This is a genomic window from Burkholderia sp. RF2-non_BP3 (assembly GCF_001522185.1).
In the GTDB taxonomy this organism is placed as follows: domain Bacteria; phylum Pseudomonadota; class Gammaproteobacteria; order Burkholderiales; family Burkholderiaceae; genus Burkholderia; species Burkholderia diffusa.
In genome coordinates this window covers 488,279-509,937 of record NZ_LOSU01000033.1, presented here as the reverse complement: position 1 = coordinate 509,937, position 21,659 = coordinate 488,279, and the positions used below count along the sequence as shown (strand labels likewise).

General features: G+C 64.4%; 13 protein-coding genes. 8 read left to right on the top strand and 5 right to left on the bottom strand.

Annotation, left to right across the window (positions count from 1 at the left end; genetic code table 11):
- Positions 1-91: 91 nt before the first annotated feature.
- The 5 genes from WS45_RS18550 (at position 92) to uvrA (ending at position 10,892) form a co-directional block, all read left to right on the top strand.
- Positions 92-754: an OmpA family protein gene (locus WS45_RS18550; RefSeq protein ID WP_059701001.1), complete on the top strand. Its 663-nt coding sequence runs from the start codon at positions 92-94 to the stop codon at positions 752-754.
- A gap of 203 nt (positions 755-957) precedes the next feature.
- Entirely contained in the window at positions 958-1,872 is a 915-nt protein-coding gene (locus tag WS45_RS18545) for a LysR substrate-binding domain-containing protein (protein ID WP_059701041.1), read from the top strand.
- 181 nt (positions 1,873-2,053) lie between these two features.
- Complete coding sequence (locus WS45_RS18540) at positions 2,054-3,328, top strand: dicarboxylate/amino acid:cation symporter (RefSeq protein ID WP_059701039.1); 1,275 nt, start codon at positions 2,054-2,056, stop codon at positions 3,326-3,328.
- Positions 3,325-4,785, top strand: a complete 1,461-nt coding sequence (locus WS45_RS18535) for an amino acid racemase (RefSeq protein WP_156437222.1) — start codon at positions 3,325-3,327, stop codon at positions 4,783-4,785. Before WS45_RS18540 ends, WS45_RS18535 begins: the two co-directional genes overlap by 4 nt.
- A gap of 203 nt (positions 4,786-4,988) precedes the next feature.
- A complete protein-coding gene (uvrA, locus tag WS45_RS18530) occupies positions 4,989-10,892 on the top strand; it encodes an excinuclease ABC subunit UvrA (protein WP_059701000.1) in 5,904 nt (1,967 codons plus the stop codon).
- Positions 10,893-10,978: 86 nt separating this feature from the next.
- Here uvrA and WS45_RS18525 read toward each other — a convergent pair whose 3' ends face one another.
- A complete protein-coding gene (locus WS45_RS18525) occupies positions 10,979-11,920 on the bottom strand; it encodes an amino acid ABC transporter substrate-binding protein (protein WP_059700999.1) in 942 nt (313 codons plus the stop codon).
- A 13-nt stretch (positions 11,921-11,933) separates the two neighbouring features.
- A complete protein-coding gene (locus WS45_RS18520) occupies positions 11,934-13,241 on the bottom strand; it encodes a dicarboxylate/amino acid:cation symporter (protein ID WP_059700998.1) in 1,308 nt (435 codons plus the stop codon).
- A gap of 602 nt (positions 13,242-13,843) precedes the next feature.
- Between WS45_RS18520 and WS45_RS18515 the strand changes: the two genes are divergently transcribed.
- Positions 13,844-14,713 (top strand): HpcH/HpaI aldolase/citrate lyase family protein, encoded by an 870-nt coding sequence (locus WS45_RS18515; RefSeq protein WP_059700997.1) that lies wholly within the window; start codon positions 13,844-13,846, stop codon positions 14,711-14,713.
- Positions 14,714-14,928: 215 nt separating this feature from the next.
- Here the strand turns inward: WS45_RS18515 and WS45_RS18510 are convergent, their stop codons facing one another.
- Positions 14,929-15,306, bottom strand: a complete 378-nt coding sequence (locus tag WS45_RS18510; protein WP_059700996.1) for a hypothetical protein — start codon at positions 15,304-15,306, stop codon at positions 14,929-14,931.
- A 96-nt stretch (positions 15,307-15,402) separates the two neighbouring features.
- A complete protein-coding gene (locus WS45_RS18505; RefSeq protein ID WP_059700995.1) occupies positions 15,403-15,855 on the bottom strand; it encodes a pyridoxamine 5'-phosphate oxidase family protein in 453 nt (150 codons plus the stop codon).
- Between the two features lie 289 nt (positions 15,856-16,144).
- Here WS45_RS18505 and WS45_RS18500 point away from each other — a divergent pair, with 289 nt between their 5' ends.
- The gene (locus WS45_RS18500; protein WP_059700994.1) at positions 16,145-17,236 is read left to right on the top strand and encodes an Acg family FMN-binding oxidoreductase; all 1,092 of its coding nucleotides are present in this window, start codon (positions 16,145-16,147) and stop codon (positions 17,234-17,236) included.
- Positions 17,237-17,482: 246 nt separating this feature from the next.
- Here the strand turns inward: WS45_RS18500 and WS45_RS18495 are convergent, their stop codons facing one another.
- Entirely contained in the window at positions 17,483-17,884 is a 402-nt protein-coding gene (locus tag WS45_RS18495) for a hypothetical protein (protein WP_059700993.1), read from the bottom strand.
- A gap of 722 nt (positions 17,885-18,606) precedes the next feature.
- Here WS45_RS18495 and WS45_RS18490 point away from each other — a divergent pair.
- Positions 18,607-21,621, top strand: coding sequence for an MAC/perforin domain-containing protein (locus WS45_RS18490; protein ID WP_059700992.1), 3,015 nt, complete (start codon positions 18,607-18,609; stop codon positions 21,619-21,621).
- Positions 21,622-21,659 lie beyond the last annotated feature (38 nt).

Sequence of the window (21,659 nt, the reverse complement as noted above, 5' to 3'; positions counted from 1 at the left end):
GGGGCGGACCGCGCCGAGCGCAAACGCATGCGCATGCGGCCGCGCCATCGCGCCGCATGCGCCGTGCCCAACGCATTTTCGGAGTCCTCAAGTGAAAAACATCCATCTTGCCTTGCTGGCGTCCGTCGTGTCCCTCGCAGCCTGTTCGAGCGCGTCGGGGCCGACGTACAACGCCTACGAACTGCAGTCGCGAAACGGTATCCGGACGTTCCAGGTCGACTGCCACGGCATCCTGTCGACCGCGAAGACCTGCATGAAGGTCGCAACGCGCATGTGCGGCAACGAGCCCGTGCGCCTGGTCGATTCCACGACGCCGTTCCGCGACGGCGCCGATCCGCACTCGATCGCGTTCCAGTGCGGCGCGGCGCCCGCGCCGGCTGCCGCGGCCGTTGCGCCGGCACCTGCTCCGGTCGAGAAAGTGAGCCTCACCGGCGATGCGTACTTCGCGACCGACTCCGCGGTGCTCTCGCCGGCCGCGCGTGCGGAGCTCGACACGTTGCTGAACCGCCAAGGCGACAGGCATTTCTCGCGTGTCGAAGTGGACGGCTATACCGATGCGACCGGCCCGGATGCGCACAACCAGGCGCTGTCGAAGCGCCGCGCCGATGCGGTCGCCGCGTATTTGCGAGAGCGCGGGCTGAAGGCGGATTCGTTTGAAGCGACCGGGCACGGCGAAGCCGATCCGGCCGCCTCGAACGATACGGCCGAGGGACGGGCGCGCAATCGCCGGGTGGAAATCTCGTTGCAGCGGTAAGGCGCGGCACGCGGGTTGCCGCGGGCGTGGCCGTCGAAACCGGATGGCTCGCTCGCGGCAGCGGCGCTCGTCGCGGAAATGGGCCGAGGAGGCAGGAACCGCCGCCGAATCGAGCACATACAATGGAGGCGTCCGTCGGCACGCGCTTCGCCATCGCTTCGGTGGCGAGCAAACCGCTCCACCCGCGACCCTCCAAGGCCACCATGGAAATCAAATGGATCGAGGATTTCCTCGCGCTCGCGCAATACCAAAGCTTTTCCCGCGCGGCTGAATTCCGCAACGTCACGCAATCGGGCTTCAGCCGCCGCATCCAGTCGCTCGAGCAATGGATCGGCGCCGAACTGATCGACCGCAGCAGCTTTCCACCGGTGCTGACGCCGGCGGGACGCCTGTTTCGCGAAACGGCCGAGGACGTGCTCAGCCGCCTTTACGACACGCGCGCCATCATCCGCACGGAGCAGCGGATCGGCGGCAAGAGCCTGCAGATCGCCGCGGGCCACACGATCGCGCTGAGTTTCCTGCCGGCCTGGCTCAAGGCGCTCGCCCCGCATTTCGGCGAAGTGCGGGCGCGCGTGATTCCGACCAATGTCCACGACTCGATCCTGATGCTCGTCAACGGCAACTGCGAGTTGATGTTCGCGTACCACCATCCCGAGCTTCCGCTCCATCTCGATCCGGCGAAATACGAGCACCTGACCGTCGGCATCGACACGTTGATGCCGGCGTGCCGGCCGAACCGGCGATCGGCGCCGGCGTTCCGGCTTCCCGGCACGAGGCAGAATCCGCTGCCGCTGATTTCCTATACGGAAACCAGCTATTTCGGCCGGTGTCTCGCGCTGCTGCTCGGCCGTGCGCCGGACGCGCCGGCCTTGCAGTTGCATTACGAATCCGACATGGCCGAGGTACTGAAGAAGCTCGTGATGGAGGGCGAGGGCGTCGCATGGTTGCCCCGCAGCGCGATCGCCGCCGAACTGGCGTCCGGTGACCTCGTGCCGGCAGGCCCGGCGGTGTGGAACCTGGAAATCGAACTGCGCGTGTATCGCGACGTGTCCAATCGCAGCGAATTCCTCGACACGCTCTGGCAGCACCTGCGCGCGGCGCCTTCCCGCCTCGGCTGAGCAGGGTTTTCCCGCCTTATGCGGGACTCGCATACCGCCATGTTGCACCAGCATCACGGTTTTTCCGGCCGTCCCTACCATTCGTTCCAACGGCACATGTGACGCGTGATCCGCGTCGCACGGCCTTCTTCGCAGCGCTCGCCGCATTCCCACGGCGGGTGCCATCCAAGGACGAATGGACATGAAAAATCGCCTTACCTTCAGCATCGCAGTCGGCATGATCCTCGGTGTCGTCGCCGGCTATGCGTGTCACGCCAATATCGCGGACCCGGCCACGCTCAAGACGATCGCCGGCTATTTCTCGATCGTCACCGACATCTTCCTGCGCCTGATCAAGATGATCATCGCGCCGCTGGTGTTCGTGACGCTCGTGTCCGGCCTCGCCGGCATGGACAGCGGCGAAGACGTCGGCCGCATCGGCCTGCGCTCGATCGGGTGGTTCGTGTGCGCGTCGCTGATTTCGTTGAGCCTCGGCCTCGTCATGGCCAATGCGCTGCAGCCTGGCGCCGGCCTGAACCTCGCGGCGGGCGCGGGCGAGGTCGGCACCGGACTGAACACCGCCGCACTGAACGCCCGGGACGTGATCACGCATGCGTTCCCGACCAGCCTGCTCGACGCGATGGCGCGCAACGACATCCTGCAGATCCTGGTGTTCTCGGTCTTCCTCGGCATCGCGCTGAGTGCGCTGAAGCACGACAAGCGGGTCGGCGTCGTGATCCGGTCGATCGACGGGATGGTCCCGGTGATGCTGCGCCTGACGAACTACGTGATGCGCGCGGCGCCGCTCGGCGTGTTCGGCGCGATCGCGTCGTCGGTCACGCTGCGCGGGCTCGATGTGATCTACACGTATGGGAAGCTGATCGGCGCGTTCTATCTCGGCCTGCTCGTCCTGTGGGCGATCCTGATCGGCGTCGGTTACGCGTTTCTCGGACGGCGCGTCGGGAGCTTGCTGAAGGCCGTGCGCGAACCCGCGCTGATTGCGTTCTCGACGGCGAGCAGCGAGGCCGCCTATCCGCGCCTGACCGAGCAGCTCGAACGGTTCGGCGTCGACAAGAAGGTGGTGGGCTTCACGCTGCCGCTCGGTTACGCGTTCAACCTCGACGGCTCGATGATGTATCAGGCGTTTGCCGCCATCTTCATCGCGCAGGCGTTCGGCGTGCACATGCCGCTGTCGGAGCAGGTGTTCATGTTGCTGGTGCTGATGTTGAGCAGCAAGGGGATGGCGAGCGTGCCGCGCGGCTCGGTGGTCGTGGTCGCGGCGGTCGCGCCGATGTTCCATCTGCCGGTGGCCGGCGTCGCGATGGTTCTCGCGATCGACCAGATCCTCGACATGGGCCGCACGATGACGAACGTGATCGGCAACAGCGTCGCGACGGCGGTGATCGCGAAGTGGGAGAGCCGGCGGTCCGCGAAATCGCAGGACGCCGTATTCGAGCAGCCGGAGCTGAACGCATGATGCACGCGGATATCGTGAATGCACGGCGGAAATTCGGCGTCGTCGGCGGTCTCGGGCCGCTGGGAAGCGCCGACGTGTTCTTCAAGATGGTGAAGGCGACGCCCGCGTCGTCCGACGAGGAGCACGCCGAAATGATTTTCGAGCAATACCCGTTCAAGGGCTCGGGATCGGGCAGCGCGGCGACGATCGAACGCAAGCTGTACGTGTTCGACATGATTCGCGCGTTCGAGAAGCGCGGCGTGACGACGGTCGTGCTGCCGTGCTTTCTGAGCCACACGTTCATCGACGAGCTGAAGGCGAATACGCGCCTGCCGATCGTGGATATCGTCGAGGCCGTGCGCAGCCACGTGCTGCGCAAGTATCCCGACGCGACGCGCATCGGCGTGCTGGCGTCCGACTACGTGCGGGACAAGCGACTCTTCGATGCGTATTTCCCGTCGCCTCGGTTCGAAATCGTCCATCCGCGGATGCACGACGGGATCGACCTCGTGACCGAAGCCATCTACGGCGCCGACGGCATCAAGCGCGGCAATTTTCGCGGCCGGCCGGTCGAGCTGCTGCGCCGCGCGTGCGCGGACCTTGCCGATCAGGGCGTGCAGGTCATCGTCCCCGGCCTGACCGAGATCGCGCTGGTCGCGGATGAAATCGGCCCGCAGCGCGTGCCGCTCGTGGATTCGAACCTCGCGTATGCGCAGTACGCGGTGACCGGGCAGCCGGGAGCGCGCGCGGCGACGTTCAAGATCGGCGTGGTCGGCGGCGTCGGGCCGGCCGCGACGGTCGATTTCCTGGACAAGATCGTGCGCAACACGCCGGCGGCGCGCGATCAGGAGCACGTCAAGCTGCTGGTCGAACAGAATCCGCAGATTCCCGATCGCACCGAGAACCTGGTGGGCACCGGCGCGGACCCGACGATCTCGTTGTATGCGACCTGCAAGAAGCTCGAGGACGGCGATGCCGACCTCATCGCGATTCCGTGCAACACCGCGCATGCATTCGTCGAGCGGATTCAGCCGTACCTCGGCATTCCGATCGTCAACATGCTGACGGTCACGGTTGCTCACCTGCGCGACACGTATCCGGCGCTGAAGGAGGTCGGCGTGCTCGCGACGACCGGCACGATCGAAAGCGGTGTCTACGAGAAGGCGCTGGCGTCGCAAGGACTCCGGCAAGTCGCGCCGAAGCCTGCGTTGCAGGCGCGCGTGATGGAAGCGATTTACGGGAGGCAGGGCGTCAAGGCCGGCTTCACGACCGGGCAGTGCCAGGACGATATCGGTGCCGCCATCGAGGCGCTGATGGCCGAGGGCGTGCGCGTGATCGTGCTCGGCTGCACGGAATTGCCGATCCTGCTTCCGGGCGGTGAATATGTCGCGCGGAACGGGCATCGGGCAACGCTCGTCGACCCGACCGACGTGCTCGCCCGCACGTGCGTCGCCCATGCGACGGCGGGTGGCGGCTGAAGCGCATCGAGCCCGTGGCCGACGCCGACGGATCGTGCCGCCTCGCCTGCTCGTGGAAAACTGTATGAATATACAGTATAGTATCCGGCGAACTCGAGCGGCGCGGGCATGACCCGTGCGGCACGTGCGCCGCGCCTGCGGGCATCCGCCGCAGCGTTCCGGCACCGTGAATTCCGGCTAACTCACTCAGACGGGCAGGCAAATTGTCATCCAGCAATCTGATCCGCATTCGCGGAGCACGTCAGCACAACCTCAAGAACCTCGATCTCGACCTGCGCACGGGCGAAATGACGGTCGTTACCGGGCCGTCGGGCTCCGGCAAGTCGAGCCTCGTGTTCGACACGCTGTACGCGGAAGGCCAGCGGCGCTACGTCGAGACGTTCAGCGCGTATGCGCGGCAGTTCCTCGACCGGATGGACCGCCCGCAGGTCGAGCGCGTCGACGGCGTGCCGCCCGCGATCGCGATCGACCAGACCAATCCGGTCCGCAGTTCGCGCTCGACCGTCGGCACGATGACGGAGCTCAACGATCACCTGAAGCTGCTGTACGCGCGCGCGGCCGAGCTGTTCGACCGCCAGACCGCGCGGCAGGTGCGGCACGACACGCCCGAGACGATCTACGCGGAACTCGTCGAGCGCACGCGCGCCGACGATCCGCGCGTCGTCGTCACGTTCCCGGTCGAGCTGCCGGAAAGCGCATCCGAGGACGAAGTCGCGCAGTGGCTGTCCGCGAGCGGCTACACCCGCGTGCAGGCGCAGCGCGAAGTCGCGTCGCCCACGGGCCCGCGCAAGCTGCTCGACGTGGTGGCCGACCGCTTCCGCGTGCAGCAGGCCGACAAGGTGCGCGTGGTCGAGGCGATCGAGGCGTCGCTGAAGCGCGGCGGCGGCCGCGTGAACGTCTACGTGCTCGCGCCGGAAGCGGAGAACGCGCTTGCCGCGACCGTCGAGCCGCAGGTGTGGCGTTTCTCCACGGGACTGCACGACCCCGACAGCGACCTGCGCTACGCGGAGCCGCAAGCGGCGTTGTTCTCGTTCAACTCGGCATATGGCGCATGCGAGACCTGCCGCGGCTTCGGCCGCGTGATCGGCGTCGATCTTGGCCTGGTGATTCCCGACGCGCGCAAGACGCTGCGCGGCGGCGCGATCAAGCCGATGCAGACGCCCGCATGGAAGGAGTGCCAGGACGACCTGATGCGCTACGCGGCGAAGGCGGACATCCGCCGCGATACGCCGTGGTCCGACCTGACCGACGCCGAGCGCGACTGGGTGATCAACGGCTCGCCGGACTGGAACGGCAAGTGGCAGAGCCAGTGGTACGGCGTGAAACGCTTCTTCGGCTATCTCGAATCGAAAGCGTACAAGATGCATATCCGCGTGCTGCTGTCGAAGTACCGCAGCTACACGCCGTGCGAGGTCTGCGGCGGCGCGCGCCTGAAGACCGAATCGCTGCAGTGGCGGCTCGGCTCGAAGGCGAACGCCGATACCGTGCTCGCGCCCGCGAATCGCTTCATGCCGCGCGGCGTCGACTGGACGCGCGCGCAGCTCGAGGCGCTGCCGGGCCTGACGGTGCACGACCTGATGCTGCTGCCGATCGAGCGCATTCGCCGCTTCTTCGACGAGATCACGCTGCCGAGCGCGCTGCTCGACGATGCCTTGAAGCTGCTGCTCGCCGAGGTGCGCACGCGCCTCAAATACCTGTGCGACGTGGGGCTCGGCTACCTGACGCTCGACCGGCAAAGCCGCACGCTGTCGGGCGGCGAGGTGCAGCGGATCAACCTGACCACGGCGCTCGGCACGTCGCTGACCAAAACCCTGTTCGTGCTCGACGAGCCGAGCATCGGCCTGCATCCGCGCGACCTCACGCGGATCGTCGAGGCGATGCAGCGGCTGCGCGACGCGGGCAATACGCTGGTGGTCGTCGAGCACGATCCGTCGGTGATGCTCGCGGCCGACCGGCTGATCGACATGGGTCCGGGCCCCGGCGAGCGCGGCGGCACGATCGTCTACGACGGCACGCCGGGTGACATCCGTTCCGCGCACACGCTGACGGGCGAGTATCTCGGCGGCCGCAAGCACGTCGCGCATGCGTCGAACTGGGCGCGCCGCCCGGTGGACGCGAACACGCCGCGCATCGTGCTCGAAGGCGCGACCGAGCACAACCTGCGCGACGTGACGGTCGAGATTCCGCTGCAGCGGCTCGTGTGCGTGACGGGCGTGTCGGGTTCCGGCAAGTCGACGCTGCTGCAGGACGTGCTCTATCCGGCGATGGCGCGCCACCACGGCAAGGCGACCGAGTCGCCGGGCGCGTTCCGCAATCTCACGGGTGCCGACCAGGTCGGCGACGTCGTGTTCGTCGATCAATCGCCGATCGGCAAGACCACGCGTTCGAACCCGGCCAGCTACGTCGGCGCGTTCGACGAGATCCGCAAGCTGTTCGCGAAGGCGCCGCTCGCGCTGCAACGCGGCTACGGCGCCGGCACGTTCAGCTTCAACTCGGGCGACGGCCGTTGCCCGACCTGCGGCGGCTCGGGCTTCGAGCACATCGAGATGCAGTTCCTGAGCGACGTCTATCTGCGCTGCCCGGATTGCGACGGCAGCCGCTACCGCGCCGAGATTCTCGAAGTACGCATCGAGCGCGACGGCCGCGCGCTGAACATCGCCGACGTGCTCGACCTGACCGTCAGCGAAGCGGCGGCGTTCTTCGCGACCGATGCCGAGGTGCTGCGCGTGCTGCAACCGATCGTCGACGTCGGCCTCGAATACGTGAAGCTCGGCCAGCCGGTGCCGACGCTGTCCGGCGGCGAAGCGCAGCGGCTGAAGCTGGCCGGCTTCCTCGCCGAATCGGCGGCCGCCGCGGGCGGGCGCCGGGTTGCGAGCGAGGAGGCGCGCATCGCGCGTGCGAAGCTGTTCATGTTCGACGAACCGACGACCGGGCTGCACTTCGACGACATCGCGAAGCTGATGCAGGCGTTCGGCAAGCTGCTCGCGGCCGGCCATTCGCTGATCGTGATCGAGCACAACCTCGACGTGATCCGCGCGGCCGACTGGCTGATCGATCTCGGCCCGGAGGGCGGCGACGGCGGCGGCCTCGTGCTGTGCGCGGGCACGCCCGACGACGTGAAGGCGTGCGCGCAATCGCATACCGGCGTCGCGCTGCTGCAGTACGACCGCGCGATGGACGGCGAAACCGCGCTCGCCGACGAAGGCGTGCCGCTGCAGGCCGTGCTGAACGCCGCCCGCGAGCGGCGCGCGATCGAGGGCGAGGACGTCGTGCGGATCGTCAATGCGCGCGAGCACAACCTGAAGGCGCTCGACGTCGACATCCCGCACGGCAAGTTCAACGTGATCACCGGCGTGTCGGGTTCCGGCAAGTCGACGCTCGCATTCGACATCCTGTTCCACGAAGGCCAGCGCCGCTACCTCGAATCGCTGAACGCGTATGCGCGCTCGATCGTGCAGCCGGCCGGGCGGCCGGAGGTCGACGCCGTGTACGGCATTCCGCCGACGGTGGCGATCGAGCAGCGGCTGTCGCGCGGCGGCCGCAAGAGCACGGTCGCGACCACGTCCGAAGTCTGGCACTTCCTGCGGCTGCTGTACGTGAAGCTCGGCCTGCAGCATTGCATCCACGACGGCACGCCCGTCACGTCGCAAACCGTCGAATCGATCGCCGCGCAGTTGCTGCGCGACCATCGCGGCGAGCACGTCGGGCTGCTCGCGCCGCTCGTCGTCAACCGCAAGGGCGTGTATACCGATCTCGCGAAGTGGGCGAAGGCGCGCGGCAGCACGCATCTGCGCGTCGACGGCGAGTTCGTGACGGTCGATCCGTGGCCGAAGCTCGACCGCTTCCGCGAGCACACGATCGAATTGCCGGTGGCCGACATCGTCGTGTCGCCGGACAACGAGGCCGAGTTGCGGCGCGTGCTCGACGAGACGCTCGAACTCGGCAAAGGCGTGATGCACCTGCTCGCGCCGCTCGACGGGCTGCACCACGCGATGCAGAACGACCGCTCGACCGCGCGCGTCGGCGAGATCAAGGTGCTGTCGGTCAAGCGCGCGTGCCCGGTGTGCGGCACGAGCTATCCGGAACTCGATCCGCGGATGTTCTCGTACAACAGCAAGCACGGCTGGTGCACGACCTGCGTCGGCACGGGCGTCATGCTCACGCGCGAACAGCGCGCCGCGTACGACGACACGGTGCTCGCCGGGGACGATCGCGGCCGCGAGCAGACTCTGCCGTCGGACGAGCAGGAACCGGAAGGCGTCGGCAACGAGCCGTGCCCGGATTGCAGCGGCACGCGCCTGAACCCGTCCGCGCGCGCGGTCACGTTCGATGCGCATCCGATCGTCGAGGTCGCGCAGTGGACGGTGTCCGATACACGTCGCTGGATCGACGCGCTGGAGCTGACGGGGCGCGACGCGCAGATCGCGCGCGACATCGTCAGCGAGATCGGCAGCCGCCTCGCGTTTCTCGAGGAAGTCGGGCTCGGCTACCTGAGCCTCGATCGCGCGGCGCCGAGCCTGTCGGGCGGCGAAGCGCAGCGCATCCGGCTTGCGGCGCAGCTCGGCAGCAACCTGCAAGGCGTGTGCTACGTGCTCGACGAGCCGACGATCGGCCTGCATCCGCGCGACAACCAGATCCTGCTGGATGCACTGCGCAAGCTCGGCGACAAGGGCAACACGCTCGTCGTCGTCGAGCACGACGAGGACACGATTCGCCGCGCCGATCACATCATCGACGTGGGCCCGGGCGCCGGCAAGCGCGGCGGCACGCTGGTCGCCGAGGGCGCGGTCGCCGATCTGGCCGCGCGGCCGGACTCGGTGACGGGGCGCCTGCTCGCGCATCCGATGACGCATCCGCTCCAACCGCGCCGTGCGGTGAGCCTGCCGGGCAAGCAGGGCGCGCCGGCGATGCCGGAGGGCTGGCTGACCGTGCACGGCGCGACGCTGCACAACCTGCGCGACGTCACCGTCGGCATTCCGCTCGCGCGGCTCGTCGCGGTGACGGGCGTCAGCGGTTCGGGCAAGTCGACGCTCGCGCGCGACGTGCTGATGACGAACCTGCTCGATGCGGTGGGCCGCTCGGTGCTGTCGTCGCCGGCCACGCGGCGCGCGCGCAAGGCCGCGCAGCAGGATGCGCCGGCCGCGAACCGCCGCTCGAGCGTGCTCGCGCGCAGCGCGCCGCGGCCGTCGCTGAACGTCACGCATGCGTGGCAGGGCTGCGAGTCGCTGAGCGGCTGGGAACGGATCGACCGCGTGCTCGAAGTCGACCAGACGCCGATCGGCAAGACGCCGCGCTCGTGCCCGGCCACCTACATCGGCGTGTGGGACACGATCCGCAAGCTGTTCGCCGATACGCTCGAAGCGCGTGCGCGCGGCTACACGGCGTCGCGTTTCTCGTTCAACACCGGCGACGGGCGGTGCCCGGCCTGCGAAGGGCAAGGCGTGCGCACGATCGGAATGAGCTTCCTGCCCGACGTGAAGGTGCCGTGCGACGTGTGCCACGGGCAGCGCTTCAATCCGGAGACGCTCGCGGTCACGTGGCGCGGCCGGAACATCGGGGACGTGCTGACGATGGAAATCGACGAAGCCGTGGAGTTCTTCGCGCCGATTTCCAACATCGCGCATCCGCTGCAGCTGATGAAGGACGTCGGCCTCGGCTACCTGACGCTCGGCCAGCCGTCGCCGACGCTGTCCGGCGGCGAGGCGCAGCGCATCAAGCTCGTCACCGAGCTCACGAAGGTGCGCGACGACATCACGCGGCGCGGCCAGAAGGCGCCGCATACGCTGTACGTGCTCGACGAGCCGACGGTCGGTCTGCACATGGCCGACGTCGCGAAGCTGATCCGCGTGCTGCACCGGCTGGTCGACGGCGGGCACAGCGTGGTCGTGATCGAGCACGACCTCGACGTGATCGCGGAAGCCGACTGGATCATCGATCTCGGCCCGGAAGGCGGCGTGGGCGGCGGCACGATCGTCGCGGCGGCGCCGCCCGAAGGGCTCGCGCAGGTGAGGGCGAGCCATACCGGGCACGCTCTGAAGCCCGTGCTGGCGCGAACGGCGACGGAAGACGGCGAGGCTGCGCGGCAGGGAGAAGCGCGGGTCGGTTGAACGCGGTGCTTCATGTGAACGGCCCCGGTGTCAGGTCAGACACCGGGGCCGCTTTTACATGCGTCCGTGCGGTCAGTCGCGCAATCTCATTCGCCCTTGACGCCGATCGTCTCGATGATGGTCTCCAGTTGCGGGCTCATCGGCAGGTTGAGACTCATGCCCGACGGAAGCGGGCGCAGGAACCAGCGCTTGTACTGTCGCGTGATCTCGCCGTCGACGGCCAGCTCCTCGAATGTGCTTTTCACGACCTGCGCGAGCTGCGGATCGTCCTTGCGGAACATGATTCCGTACGGGTCGTATGACAGGAAATCGCCAACCACGTCGTACTTGCCGCCCTTGCTCGCATTCTCGGCAATCAGGCCGTACAGCAGCACGTCGTCCGTCGCGAACGCGTCGGCTTGACCGTTCGCGACGAGCGCGAAGCCCTGCGCATGGTCCGGCACCACCTGCAGCTGGATCCCGAGCCTGAACCGCGCGTCCAGGTCGCGCAGCGCCTTCTCGTTGGTCGTGCCGGCCGTCACCGCGACCTTCTTGCCCGCGAGATCGCGGAACGAGCGGATCGGCGAGCCTCGCTTCACCATCACCTTCGTGCCGGCCACGAAGATGATCGGCGAGAACGCCACGCGCTTCTGGCGCTCCAGGTTGCTTGTCGTGGAGCCGCATTCCAGATCGACCGTGCCGTTGACCACCGCGTCGATGCGGTTGTCGGACGTGACCGGCACCCAGCGGATCGTCAGGCTCTTGTTGACCGCATCCTCGATCGACGACACGAGCGCCTTGCAGAGCTCGATCGAATAACCGATCGGCTGGTTGCGCGCATTCAGATACGAGAACGGGATCGACGCGTCGCGATAGCCGATCGCGATCGTGCCGCTGCTGCGCACCTTCGCGAGCGTGCCGGTCAGTTGAGCCGGCGCGAACGGCTCGACGCGCGGCGCCGTGGACGGCGCATCTTCCGCACGCGCGGTGGCGCCCGCGGCAAGCAGGCCTGCGAGCGCGAGCGCGCGCCAGAATCGCTGCATCTTCATCGCCGGGCCTCCGTCAGACATCCGCCGGATGCGCGATCGTCCCTTCCTGCTCCGCGTCGATGCGCGCCAGGTTGGCCTCGGCTTCCGCCTCCGACATGAGCTGGCCTTCCCACTTCGCGACCACGGCGCTGGCGATCGAGTTGCCGACCGCGTTGGTGGCCGAGCGGCCCATGTCGAGGAACGTGTCGACACCGAGGATCAGCAGCAGCCCGGCTTCCGGAAGCCCGAACTGGTGCAGCGTGGCGGCGATCACGACGAGCGACGCGCGCGGCACGCCGGCCATCCCCTTCGACGTCAGCATCAGGACCAGCAGCATCGTGATCTGCGTGCCGAGCGACAGGTGGATGTTGTACGCCTGCGCGATGAACAGCGCCGCGAAGGTGCAGTACATCATCGAGCCGTCGAGATTGAACGAATAGCCCATCGGCATCACGAAGCTCGAAATTCTGCGCCGGACGCCGAACCGGTCGAGCGCGTCGAGGATCTTCGGATACGCGGCTTCCGAGCTGGCCGTCGCGAACGACAGCATGAACGCTTCCCGGATCAGCATCAGCAGCTTGAATACGCGGCGGCCGAGGAACAGCAGACCCGCGCAGACGAGCAAGGTCCAGAGCAGGAACAGGCTCACGTAGAAATCGCCCATGAACACCGCGAACTTCAGCAACACCGACAGCCCGTTGACCGCGACGGTCGCGGCCATCGCCGCCAGCACCGCGAGCGGCGCGAGCTTCATCACGTAGCCGGTGATCTTGAGCATCACGTGCGACAGTTGGTCGATCGCGGCCACGAGGATCTTGCCGCGCTCGCCGAGCGCGGCGAGTGCCACGCCGAAGAACATCGAGAACACGACGATCTGCAGGATCTCGTTGTTGCTCATCGCCTCGGCGAACGACCTCGGCACCATGTGGCCGACGAAATCCTTGAGCGTGAACTTGGATGTCGCGAGATTCGCCGATGCGCCGATGTCCGGCAGCGGCAGGCCGAGGTTGTCGCCGGGCCGCAGCAGGTTCGCCATGAACAGCCCGAGCAGCAGCGAGATCAGCGACGCGGTGACGAACCAGCCGATGGATTTCGCGAACACGCGCCCGACCGATGCCGCGTCGCCCATGTGCGCGATGCCGACGACCAGCGTGGAGAAGACGAGCGGCCCGATCACCATCTTGATCAGGCGCAGGAACACGTCGGAGATGAGCGAGATGTATCCGGCGATCTCGGTGGTGGCCTTTTTGTCAGGAAAGCTCGTGAAGATCATGTAGCCGATCAGGATGCCTGCCACCATCGCGATCAGGATCCAGATGGCTGCAGCGTTCTTTTTCTGCATCGTGAGCCTCCCATGCACCGGTTCCGCAACCGGGGATGGAAGGACAATACAGGACGCGAACGGCGATGAACAGTGCAACCGGGGGCGGGTTTGCGCTAGCGCGGTGTCGCGACCGATTGCCCGGCGACGATTGCACCGGTGGCGCCGCGGTGCGCGGGGCCGGCGCAACCCGGCATCCGGTTTGTGCGGAGCAGCACACGGCTCGTTCGATGGCCTGTGAATCCCGACGGCGGTTTCGCGGTGGGCGACGCGCTTCGCGTCGGCTTCCGGCTTCGGAGAAGGGCCGCGCGTCCCTCGAATCGCTGCGTGGGTGAATGCTGTCACTCATGCAGCGCACAACATTCGGAAGCAGGAAGGCGCAATGAAGAGGAGGCGTGACCGTGGAGGACTTCTTCCCGGCGCTCAAAAATGCGCGGCGCAATAGGATCGGGCTATGACCGGCAGAGTCGATCGATAGTTGTCGCGTGGCGGGTTTCCGCGTGTAATGGCGTCCGAAACCGGATGATGCCAACGACTCGACGGAGGAGCCGCCCGTGAAGATCGCAGCAGCAGTGAAACGAGCGGTCGATGACGACGTGAAGGTTCGCGTAAGGTCGGACAACATGGGCGTCGACATCGCGGCGAGAGAAGCGGTGCGCGTGAATGCCCGGTCATACCTGTTCGTGCCGGGAAACAAGCCCGAACGGTTCGACAAGGCGCTCGCGAGCGGCGCCGATGCGGTCATCCTCGATCTCGAGGATGCGGTCGAGCCGGAGGCCAAAGTGGCCGCGCGCGAGGCGATAGCACAGTGGGTTTCGCCCGGGCACCCGGCGCTCGTTCGAATCAACGCACGAAACACGCCGTGGTTCGAGGCAGATGCCGCGCTCGGCGCGTTGAACGGGGTGGCCGGTATCGTGCTGCCGAAGGCCGAGCGTGCGGATGACGTGTGCGCTGCCGTTGCGCTTGCGCGCCGGCGTGTGCCGGTCTATCCGCTGATCGAAAGCGCGCATGGCATGTGGAATGCGCTTGAGGTCGCCAAGGCTCCGCATGTCGAACGATTGTTGTTCGGCACGCTCGATTTCATCGTGGACATGGGTATGTCGGATGATGGCGTTTCGCTCAATCACTTTCGCTCGCAGCTGACGTTGATTTCGCGCGTCGCCGGGATCGAATCGCCGGTCGACGGCGTGACGCCGGATATTCACGACGGGGAACGGATCGAGCGCGACGCGTTCAACGGAAAGCAACTGGGATTCGGCGGAAAGCTGTGCATTCATCCGAGGCAGATCGGATTCGTGCACACGTGCTTTCGACCGAGTGCGGATGAGGTGCGCTGGGCGCGCCGCGTGCTCGACGCGATGCGCGATGCGAACGGCGGCGTGGTGACGGTCGACGGGAAGATGGTCGATCGGCCCGTGTTGTTGCGTGCGACCCGCATTGCGGAGCTGGCCGCGTCCGTCAGCCCGGCAGCGGAGGGGGCGGGCCGTGCATGACAAAGCGCGATCTTGCCGGCATCGGGACGAGATGCGAGTCGCTCCCGGCGACATCGCGCACGTTCATCGCCTGTCCACCGAAGCAGGTTCGTTCATCAGCTCGACAACCCAGTCGATGAACGATCCTGTTGTGGAAATTCGGAGAGGTTGCTCATGAGCGACGTCGGCCCTCGCATGTGCGAGCACGGCGTTTCCAAACCACGCGGCAATCGCGCTCACCTGCTCGATTCGATTCGGTGACCGCTCGCCTGCAGAAATGGAAAGCCTGCAAAGCAAAGTTGGCTCGCGAGGCCGATCGCGCCGGGCACAGACCAAAAGCCGGCAAAGTACTCGAGCACGGTCCTTTTGAACAGCAGCCAGCCAGTGCACACTTCCGCAAACGTCAATATGGCCAGCGCGATCGCGCCCATCAGCAACGCCTCGTTGGTATCTGTCAGCATGTCGTGTTTTTTCGCGCTCCAGCGCGACAGGTACCAACTCGCGGCAAGCATGAATGGCGCTTCGAGCGATACCGCTGCCGTCTCTCCCAGGAGCCGCACCAGCAGCAGGACACGAATCGCGCCGAAGGCGAAGCCGATCACAAAAACGGTCAATGCATAAACGCAGCCCGCTTTGGCGCAGGTTGCCCACCTGGGGCTACGATGCGAGCGCCGCGTCACGGAGTTTCACGTGGTTGATAGGGAGGGGTACTAGCACGTGAAAAGATCGGTGTGCCCGAAGCCCTGCGAGTAATCGAGCACCGAAATGACTGTCGGAATCACGCGAAATATTCGGACTTCGTCAGGAGACGGCATCGGCATCGGCGGCGCCTGCATATCCGGATACTTCAGTGGAAGCATGCGCAAGACCTTCTCTGCTTCGGCACGATCGGTCACGGGCTGTGCGTGCGCCGCCATCGACAAGCCGGTAATCGCCATCAGATCTGACGTGTCGTGATCGATCGTGAGCGATACGCGGTCGTCGCGGGCCAGATTGGCCGCCTTCTGGCTTTCCAGGCCGCAAAGAAAGTAAAGCGTCAGCCCCTGGCTCACGTAGCCGACGGTGGTCGCCTGTGGCCAGCCGTCCGGCCTCAGCGTGGCGATCGTCATGATCCGATGCTGGTCCAGCAATGACAGGATCTTTTGCTTGATCTGTTCGTCCATGGATCACCTTCCCGTTCGTGAAATCCTATCCTGTACCACCGTGTCATTTGGCGCTTGATGCAAATCAAATGCCGAAGATGAGCGACTTCGAGACGCACGGCGCACAAGAGCGAGCGGACCGCCTGCACGGCCCGCTTCGCAGGACTCGACTCAAGCCGACCGCAATTGACTGAAATCAACAGCGCCGGCATTTGCCTGACATAGGTTGAGGCACGGGGGATTGGGACTCGCGGTCCAAAGGGGGCATTGCGAATTTTCCGTTGCCCGCTGCAACGTACGGGAATCTGGCATGAACAGGCGAACTTTTTTCGTCGGCACCGGCGGCGCCTTGTTGCTGGCCGGCGGCACGACGGCGTGGATGTCGTCCGTGGGATCGATGGCCGACTATCAGGCCTATGCAAAGCGCCTGCGTGCCGATCTGACAATGCCGCCGAACCTTGGCGGGCTCATCCGCCATGCGACTCTTGCCGCCAACAGCCACAATACGCAGCCTTGGTGGTTTCATGTCGGCGACGGGTTCATCGACATTCTGCCGGATATCTCGCGCCGCACACCCGCTGTCGACCCGGACGACCATCATCTGTTCGTGAGCCTTGGATGCGCGGCGGAAAACCTCGCCATCTCGGCGGCGGCAACCGGCTGGCCGGGCGAGGTGCAGATGGTGCCCGGCGGGGACGGCGCGCGTTATGCATTCGTCCACGGATCGACGAGGGCGAGTTCGCTCCATGCTGCAATTGCGAAACGACAGTCGACGCGCGCGGAATATGACAGGCATCCCGTTCCTGTCGCGGATCTCGCATTCCTCGAGCAGGCTGCCGCCACGCCCGGCGTTCACTTGACCCTCATCACTGACCGAATGAGGATCGACAAGGTCAGAGATCTGGTTGTCGCGGCCAACGACGTTCAAATGGCGGATTCGGCTTTCATGAGCGAACTGGAACGATGGATCCGATTCAACCCACGCAGCGCCATGTCGTCGGGCGACGGCCTGTTCTCCGCTGCGAGCGGGAATCCCGTGCTGCCGAGCGCACTCGGCCGCTTCGCGTTCGAACGGTTCTTCAACGCCCGAACCGAGCGCGACAAATATGCACACCAAATCGATTCGTCAGCGGGCATCGCCGTGTTTGTCGGCGATCGGGAAGACAACGAGCATTGGATCAGGGTCGGTCGGGCCTGTCAGCGCTTCGCGCTGACGGCGACAAACCTTGGAATCAAGGTCGCCTTCGTCAATCAGCCCGTCGAGGTCGCCCGCTTTCGTCCGCTTCTGGCAGGCATCGTCGGCGATACTGGCCGGCGCCGGCCGGATATCGTCATGCGCTTCGGCTATGGACCGACCTTGCCGTTCTCGCCCCGCCGTCGCGTGGAGGCGGTGCTGGTTTGATGCCGCCGGTATTGCCGCGCTGTTGGCGTCGTGGAGCACGATGTGAGGAGGGGACTGTTTGACCTGGACAGTTGCCGTTAGGCGGATGGGACTCCGAACGTCAGGGAAGGGGCGAGCGTGGTCCGCTGCGTCAGGCGCCCCTCGGTGACGAACGGTCTTTCAAGTCGCTGCTTCGTCAGACATCTTTCAGTCCAGAGTCTCGCCGCCGCAAGCGGCCGCGGTGGGTTCGGAAAGTCAGCGGATCCGCTATCCGAAAACCCGAGCCCATACCGCCCGAAGGCGTCGCGCGCGATCTTCGAGGAGATATGAGGCCGCAAGCGTCAAGAGACCTGAAATTGCACCCGTCAAGATGTGCTCGACAAAGGGGATGCGGTAGTGACTCGTGTGCGAGTAGGCATCGCCCAACGTTGTCAGGACACCAACGATCAGCGCATTGCCGTATCGATGCGTGTAGAGCTTCGCCGCGGGTGTGAAAGTCAAAAGTACAGCCAGGAGTCCGGTGAACAAACCTGTATGAAACGCAATGGACCAGTGGGCAAGGCTCGTGATATTTCCCCAGCTTCCCGGCATGCAGGTCATGCACGCACTGGTCGGCTGCCAGAAGCGCCGGATAAACAGTCTGACGCGGTGCTTCCACTCGGTTGACATGATGCATTCCCGTCGACGCCATCGTCACGGCCGACGCCACCACACGCATTGTTCAAGCGGTTTCCAAACCCTCCACGAGCTTGCCGCCCTCGTCACGGATGGGTTGGCTGTGCGTCGCGGAGGCCGAGCAATAACTTGGACATTGGGGGAATACTACTCCACGATTAGACGGTCGCTGTCTCCGCCGAGACCGGAATTCAACTTTCGCGTCTATCGGTGCGGGCCCGTCCATGACGCGCATCGAACGATGCATTTCCGAGCGACGTCGACGTCCGACATCGACCCGAAGCGGTCCTCCGATCCAGCACGTACTCAGCGGTCGCTTACGAGCGTAAGACGGCCAGTTGCGACGGCGCTGACGGCTCGGTGGGCTGAACGGCTATTCAACGAATGGTTAGCTTACGCTTATCGCGACGCCAGACCGAATAGGTAAGAACCGAGAACCCAAGGTTCTCGTTGCATCGGGATCGGTAGGCCGGAGTTGCACGCCTGCCGACGCAGGTCTTCAAAGTTTCCACTGCACCGTGGAGCGGTACTCGGATAATTCGGACAAGAAACATTAAAGTCTTGAGGCCACCACGCCGCCGCTAGCGGGAGATGATGCAAAATCACTAGGCAATCCCGCTCGAAATGCGTAAATTCATATGTCCAGAGCGACAAGAAAATTACAAAGAGAAAGTCGAAAGAATTCCTGAAAAATAATGTAAGAATGGGGATCCGCCATGGCTAAGAAGACACAAGACGCCGCTACAACCGCCAGACTTGAGGATGACGATCCTCGATCGCTACAGCTCCTCCTGAGCCATATTGGTGCCGGCAGCTCTTATAAGAAATTACAAGCACAAGGCGTCACCAACCTCGTCGAGCTGCGGAAGGTCATCGGTAGCGCCCCTGGAAAAGACGCGCTCCGTAAAGCGCTTAGCGGCAAGTCTGCGACCACGAGCGATGCCCTTGCGGGAGAGTTGGTCGGAGCCGATGATGTCGACGAAAGGCTGGGAACCTTGCTGACCGAGATCGAGCCGAATCGAATGGTGAAACTCAAACCACCGGCCCGCACCATCTTGCGTCCGCGTGCGAACGCGGAACTGAAAGCGTATCTCGGCGCCAACGGCTTCGGCGCGGAACTGATGCCCGTCTTCGAGAGTGAGGGGGTAACATCACTGGACTCACTGCGTCGCGCATTGAACAACAAGTCCGACGCTAAAGGAACCTTTCAAAAACTGACGAGGAAACTCGGCAAAACGACAGACCTCGACGCTACCACTACCGTACTTGGCTCGGCCGAGCTCAGCAATCAACTGGCATCGCTATCATTACCCATGCTGGAGGCAGAGCAGGCGAAACCACGTCCGGATTTCCGGCAGTCAGGGCTCGATGCGAATGCGGTCGCACGCTACGAGCATTTGAAGCAAGCTGTGGACGAAGTCAATGCGCTGCGCCAACAAGATGCCGACAAGGCCCATGATCTGTCCGACGACATTTCCGAGAAGACCCAGCAAAGGCTCGCATCGATTCTGACCAAGGTGAATTCGCGGGATCTCCTCAATGTATTCGACGGTCGATCACCTGCGACCGTGGAGGACCTCAATGAAGCGCTCGATGCCGTGACGCACGGGCTAAGTAGAGCCGCGGATGAAGCATTCAGCGCGTTGATTTTCAAAGACTGGAAACCACAGGACGTGGACGCCCTGGCCACGCAGAATTGTTTGAAGCGCGGGTTGCTGATTTCGGCGACTGGCATCTACGAGGTCAGTGGCAGCGATCTGGTGACAGCCGTCTGTGGGCGTGGCACGCCCGCAGCATATGAAGAAGTCGTCAGCGACTACGAGAGCGAACAGAATTACCAACTCGCAGAGAGGACTATTAAGGAATCCTCGCATACATACTCGACCTCGAACAGTCTTCTTGGCGGATTCTTCACCTCTTCGGGCATCGGTGCAATATGCGGCGCCTTCCAGTACGCAAAATCGAGGATGACCAGCGAATCCAAGGCGCACGCGCAAAAAACCTGGCAGTCCGTGAAGGTGAAAGAGCGCAGCGTCTATGCCCCAAAGATGGTCATCACGCTACCGCGCGAAACGATCGCGCTGTCTGACACGGCCGTGCGCCATCTGATGCAGATTTCCAAGGCGGACCCGCAATTGCACGACGAGTATGCGCGCCTCTTTCTTTCAAACTTTGGCGGTCACGTCTTCCGGTCGGTCACGCTAGGTGGACGATACAGCTATGTGGCCAGAGCAGAGTCAACCAGTAGAGAAACCTATGATGACCTGGAAACAGCGCTGAGCGAAGCGCAACAGAAGGCGGGGTCGCTCGGTGCCGGATTCTTCGGAAAGTTCTTGGCGGGCGGATCGTCGGCGCACGAGAACACGACGTCCTCGGTTTCGGCGACGAGCATGGTCACGAAGGCCGGCAAAAAGCAACAGGATGTCCGCGTGAATATCGTAGGGCGCGGAGGACTGCAGGAGATGCCGTTCGACCAATGGAGGCAGAGCCTGTTGCGTTCGGAATGGTGGAGCGTAATCGACCGCCGGGAGGCGATTGCCGTCTGGGACCTGCTGCGCACGACGGAATCTGTCGAGCTTGATGCCGACAAGCGCGGCATCCTGGCCAAATTGCTCGAGCGCGTCTGGATTCACGATGTCTTCCTTCAATCGCTGAACGGATCGGACTTGGCATGCTATCGGCGGCTCGCCGAAGGGATACGTGCAGCGACAGAGAAAGGCACGAGAATCGACACGGTGAAGCAATTGGAGGAGGTCCTGAAAACGCACGCATCCGCTCTGGCGAAACCGCAGATGAGACTGAAATACGTGACGGTGACCAGGGATGAGGAAACCAAGGGCGGCGCCGTGGAAGTCACGTTACCGCCACCATGGAAGATCCTCTCCGGCGGCGGCGGTGCGCTCACGAACACAGACCACGTGCTCATCGAAAGCTATCCGATCAAGGAAACCAAGAATGGCAAAGAAATCTGGAAATGGCGCTTGAAGACAAGAGCTGCAGCCTATACGGATCATGATGACAGGGCAAAGGCCAAGCTGACGATGGGTCTCATTCTGCTCTACGATCCGGACAATGAGTGGGATGTGCGCGTGTTCGATCGTAAAGCAGAGGATAGTCTGGAGCAGCATGAGATGGGCATAGATGCCTTCGGCTTTGTCATCACCGGAGGCGGCGCGCGCATCGACTACTATGAACGTCCAACGATTACTGGTATCGGATTTCCTCACGAAGCTGTCACGCAGGCCCGCTATGCGCCGCTCAGAGTCTGGTGCGTGAAGACAGCCAACGTGCAGTCTCCACATGGAGGCGATGGGACAAATGTGAGAGCGCACATGTTGACGGGCTATGTCATCGCCATCAAGGCGACCAATGGCGCGGCGCTCGAACCCGTTTACACGTCCACGCTGACCGACAAAAGGCACCATCCGACCGCCGAGCTGGTACATGAACGCGGTGCAAGCGACTCGCCAATGATTGGCGGCGGCGCATGGGTAACGGGGCAACGCAACTTTATTTCGTGGAGCATGCCCGTGCTGGACGCAGACGGGCGCGGCATCTGGAAGGCCTACAGCGCCGACCGTGCGGATTGGAAAGATGAGCAACAGTTGCAGCTCGTGACCATCGGCCTGAAAAATATCGAAACGAGCATCACTCCGGAGTCGCATACGGGAGCAGGCTACAATTGTTCGTTCAAGGACGTCTATACCGACTGGAAGAACGAACACCTTTGACGCGAACGAGACAGCTCAACTCATTGAATTTGGCATTT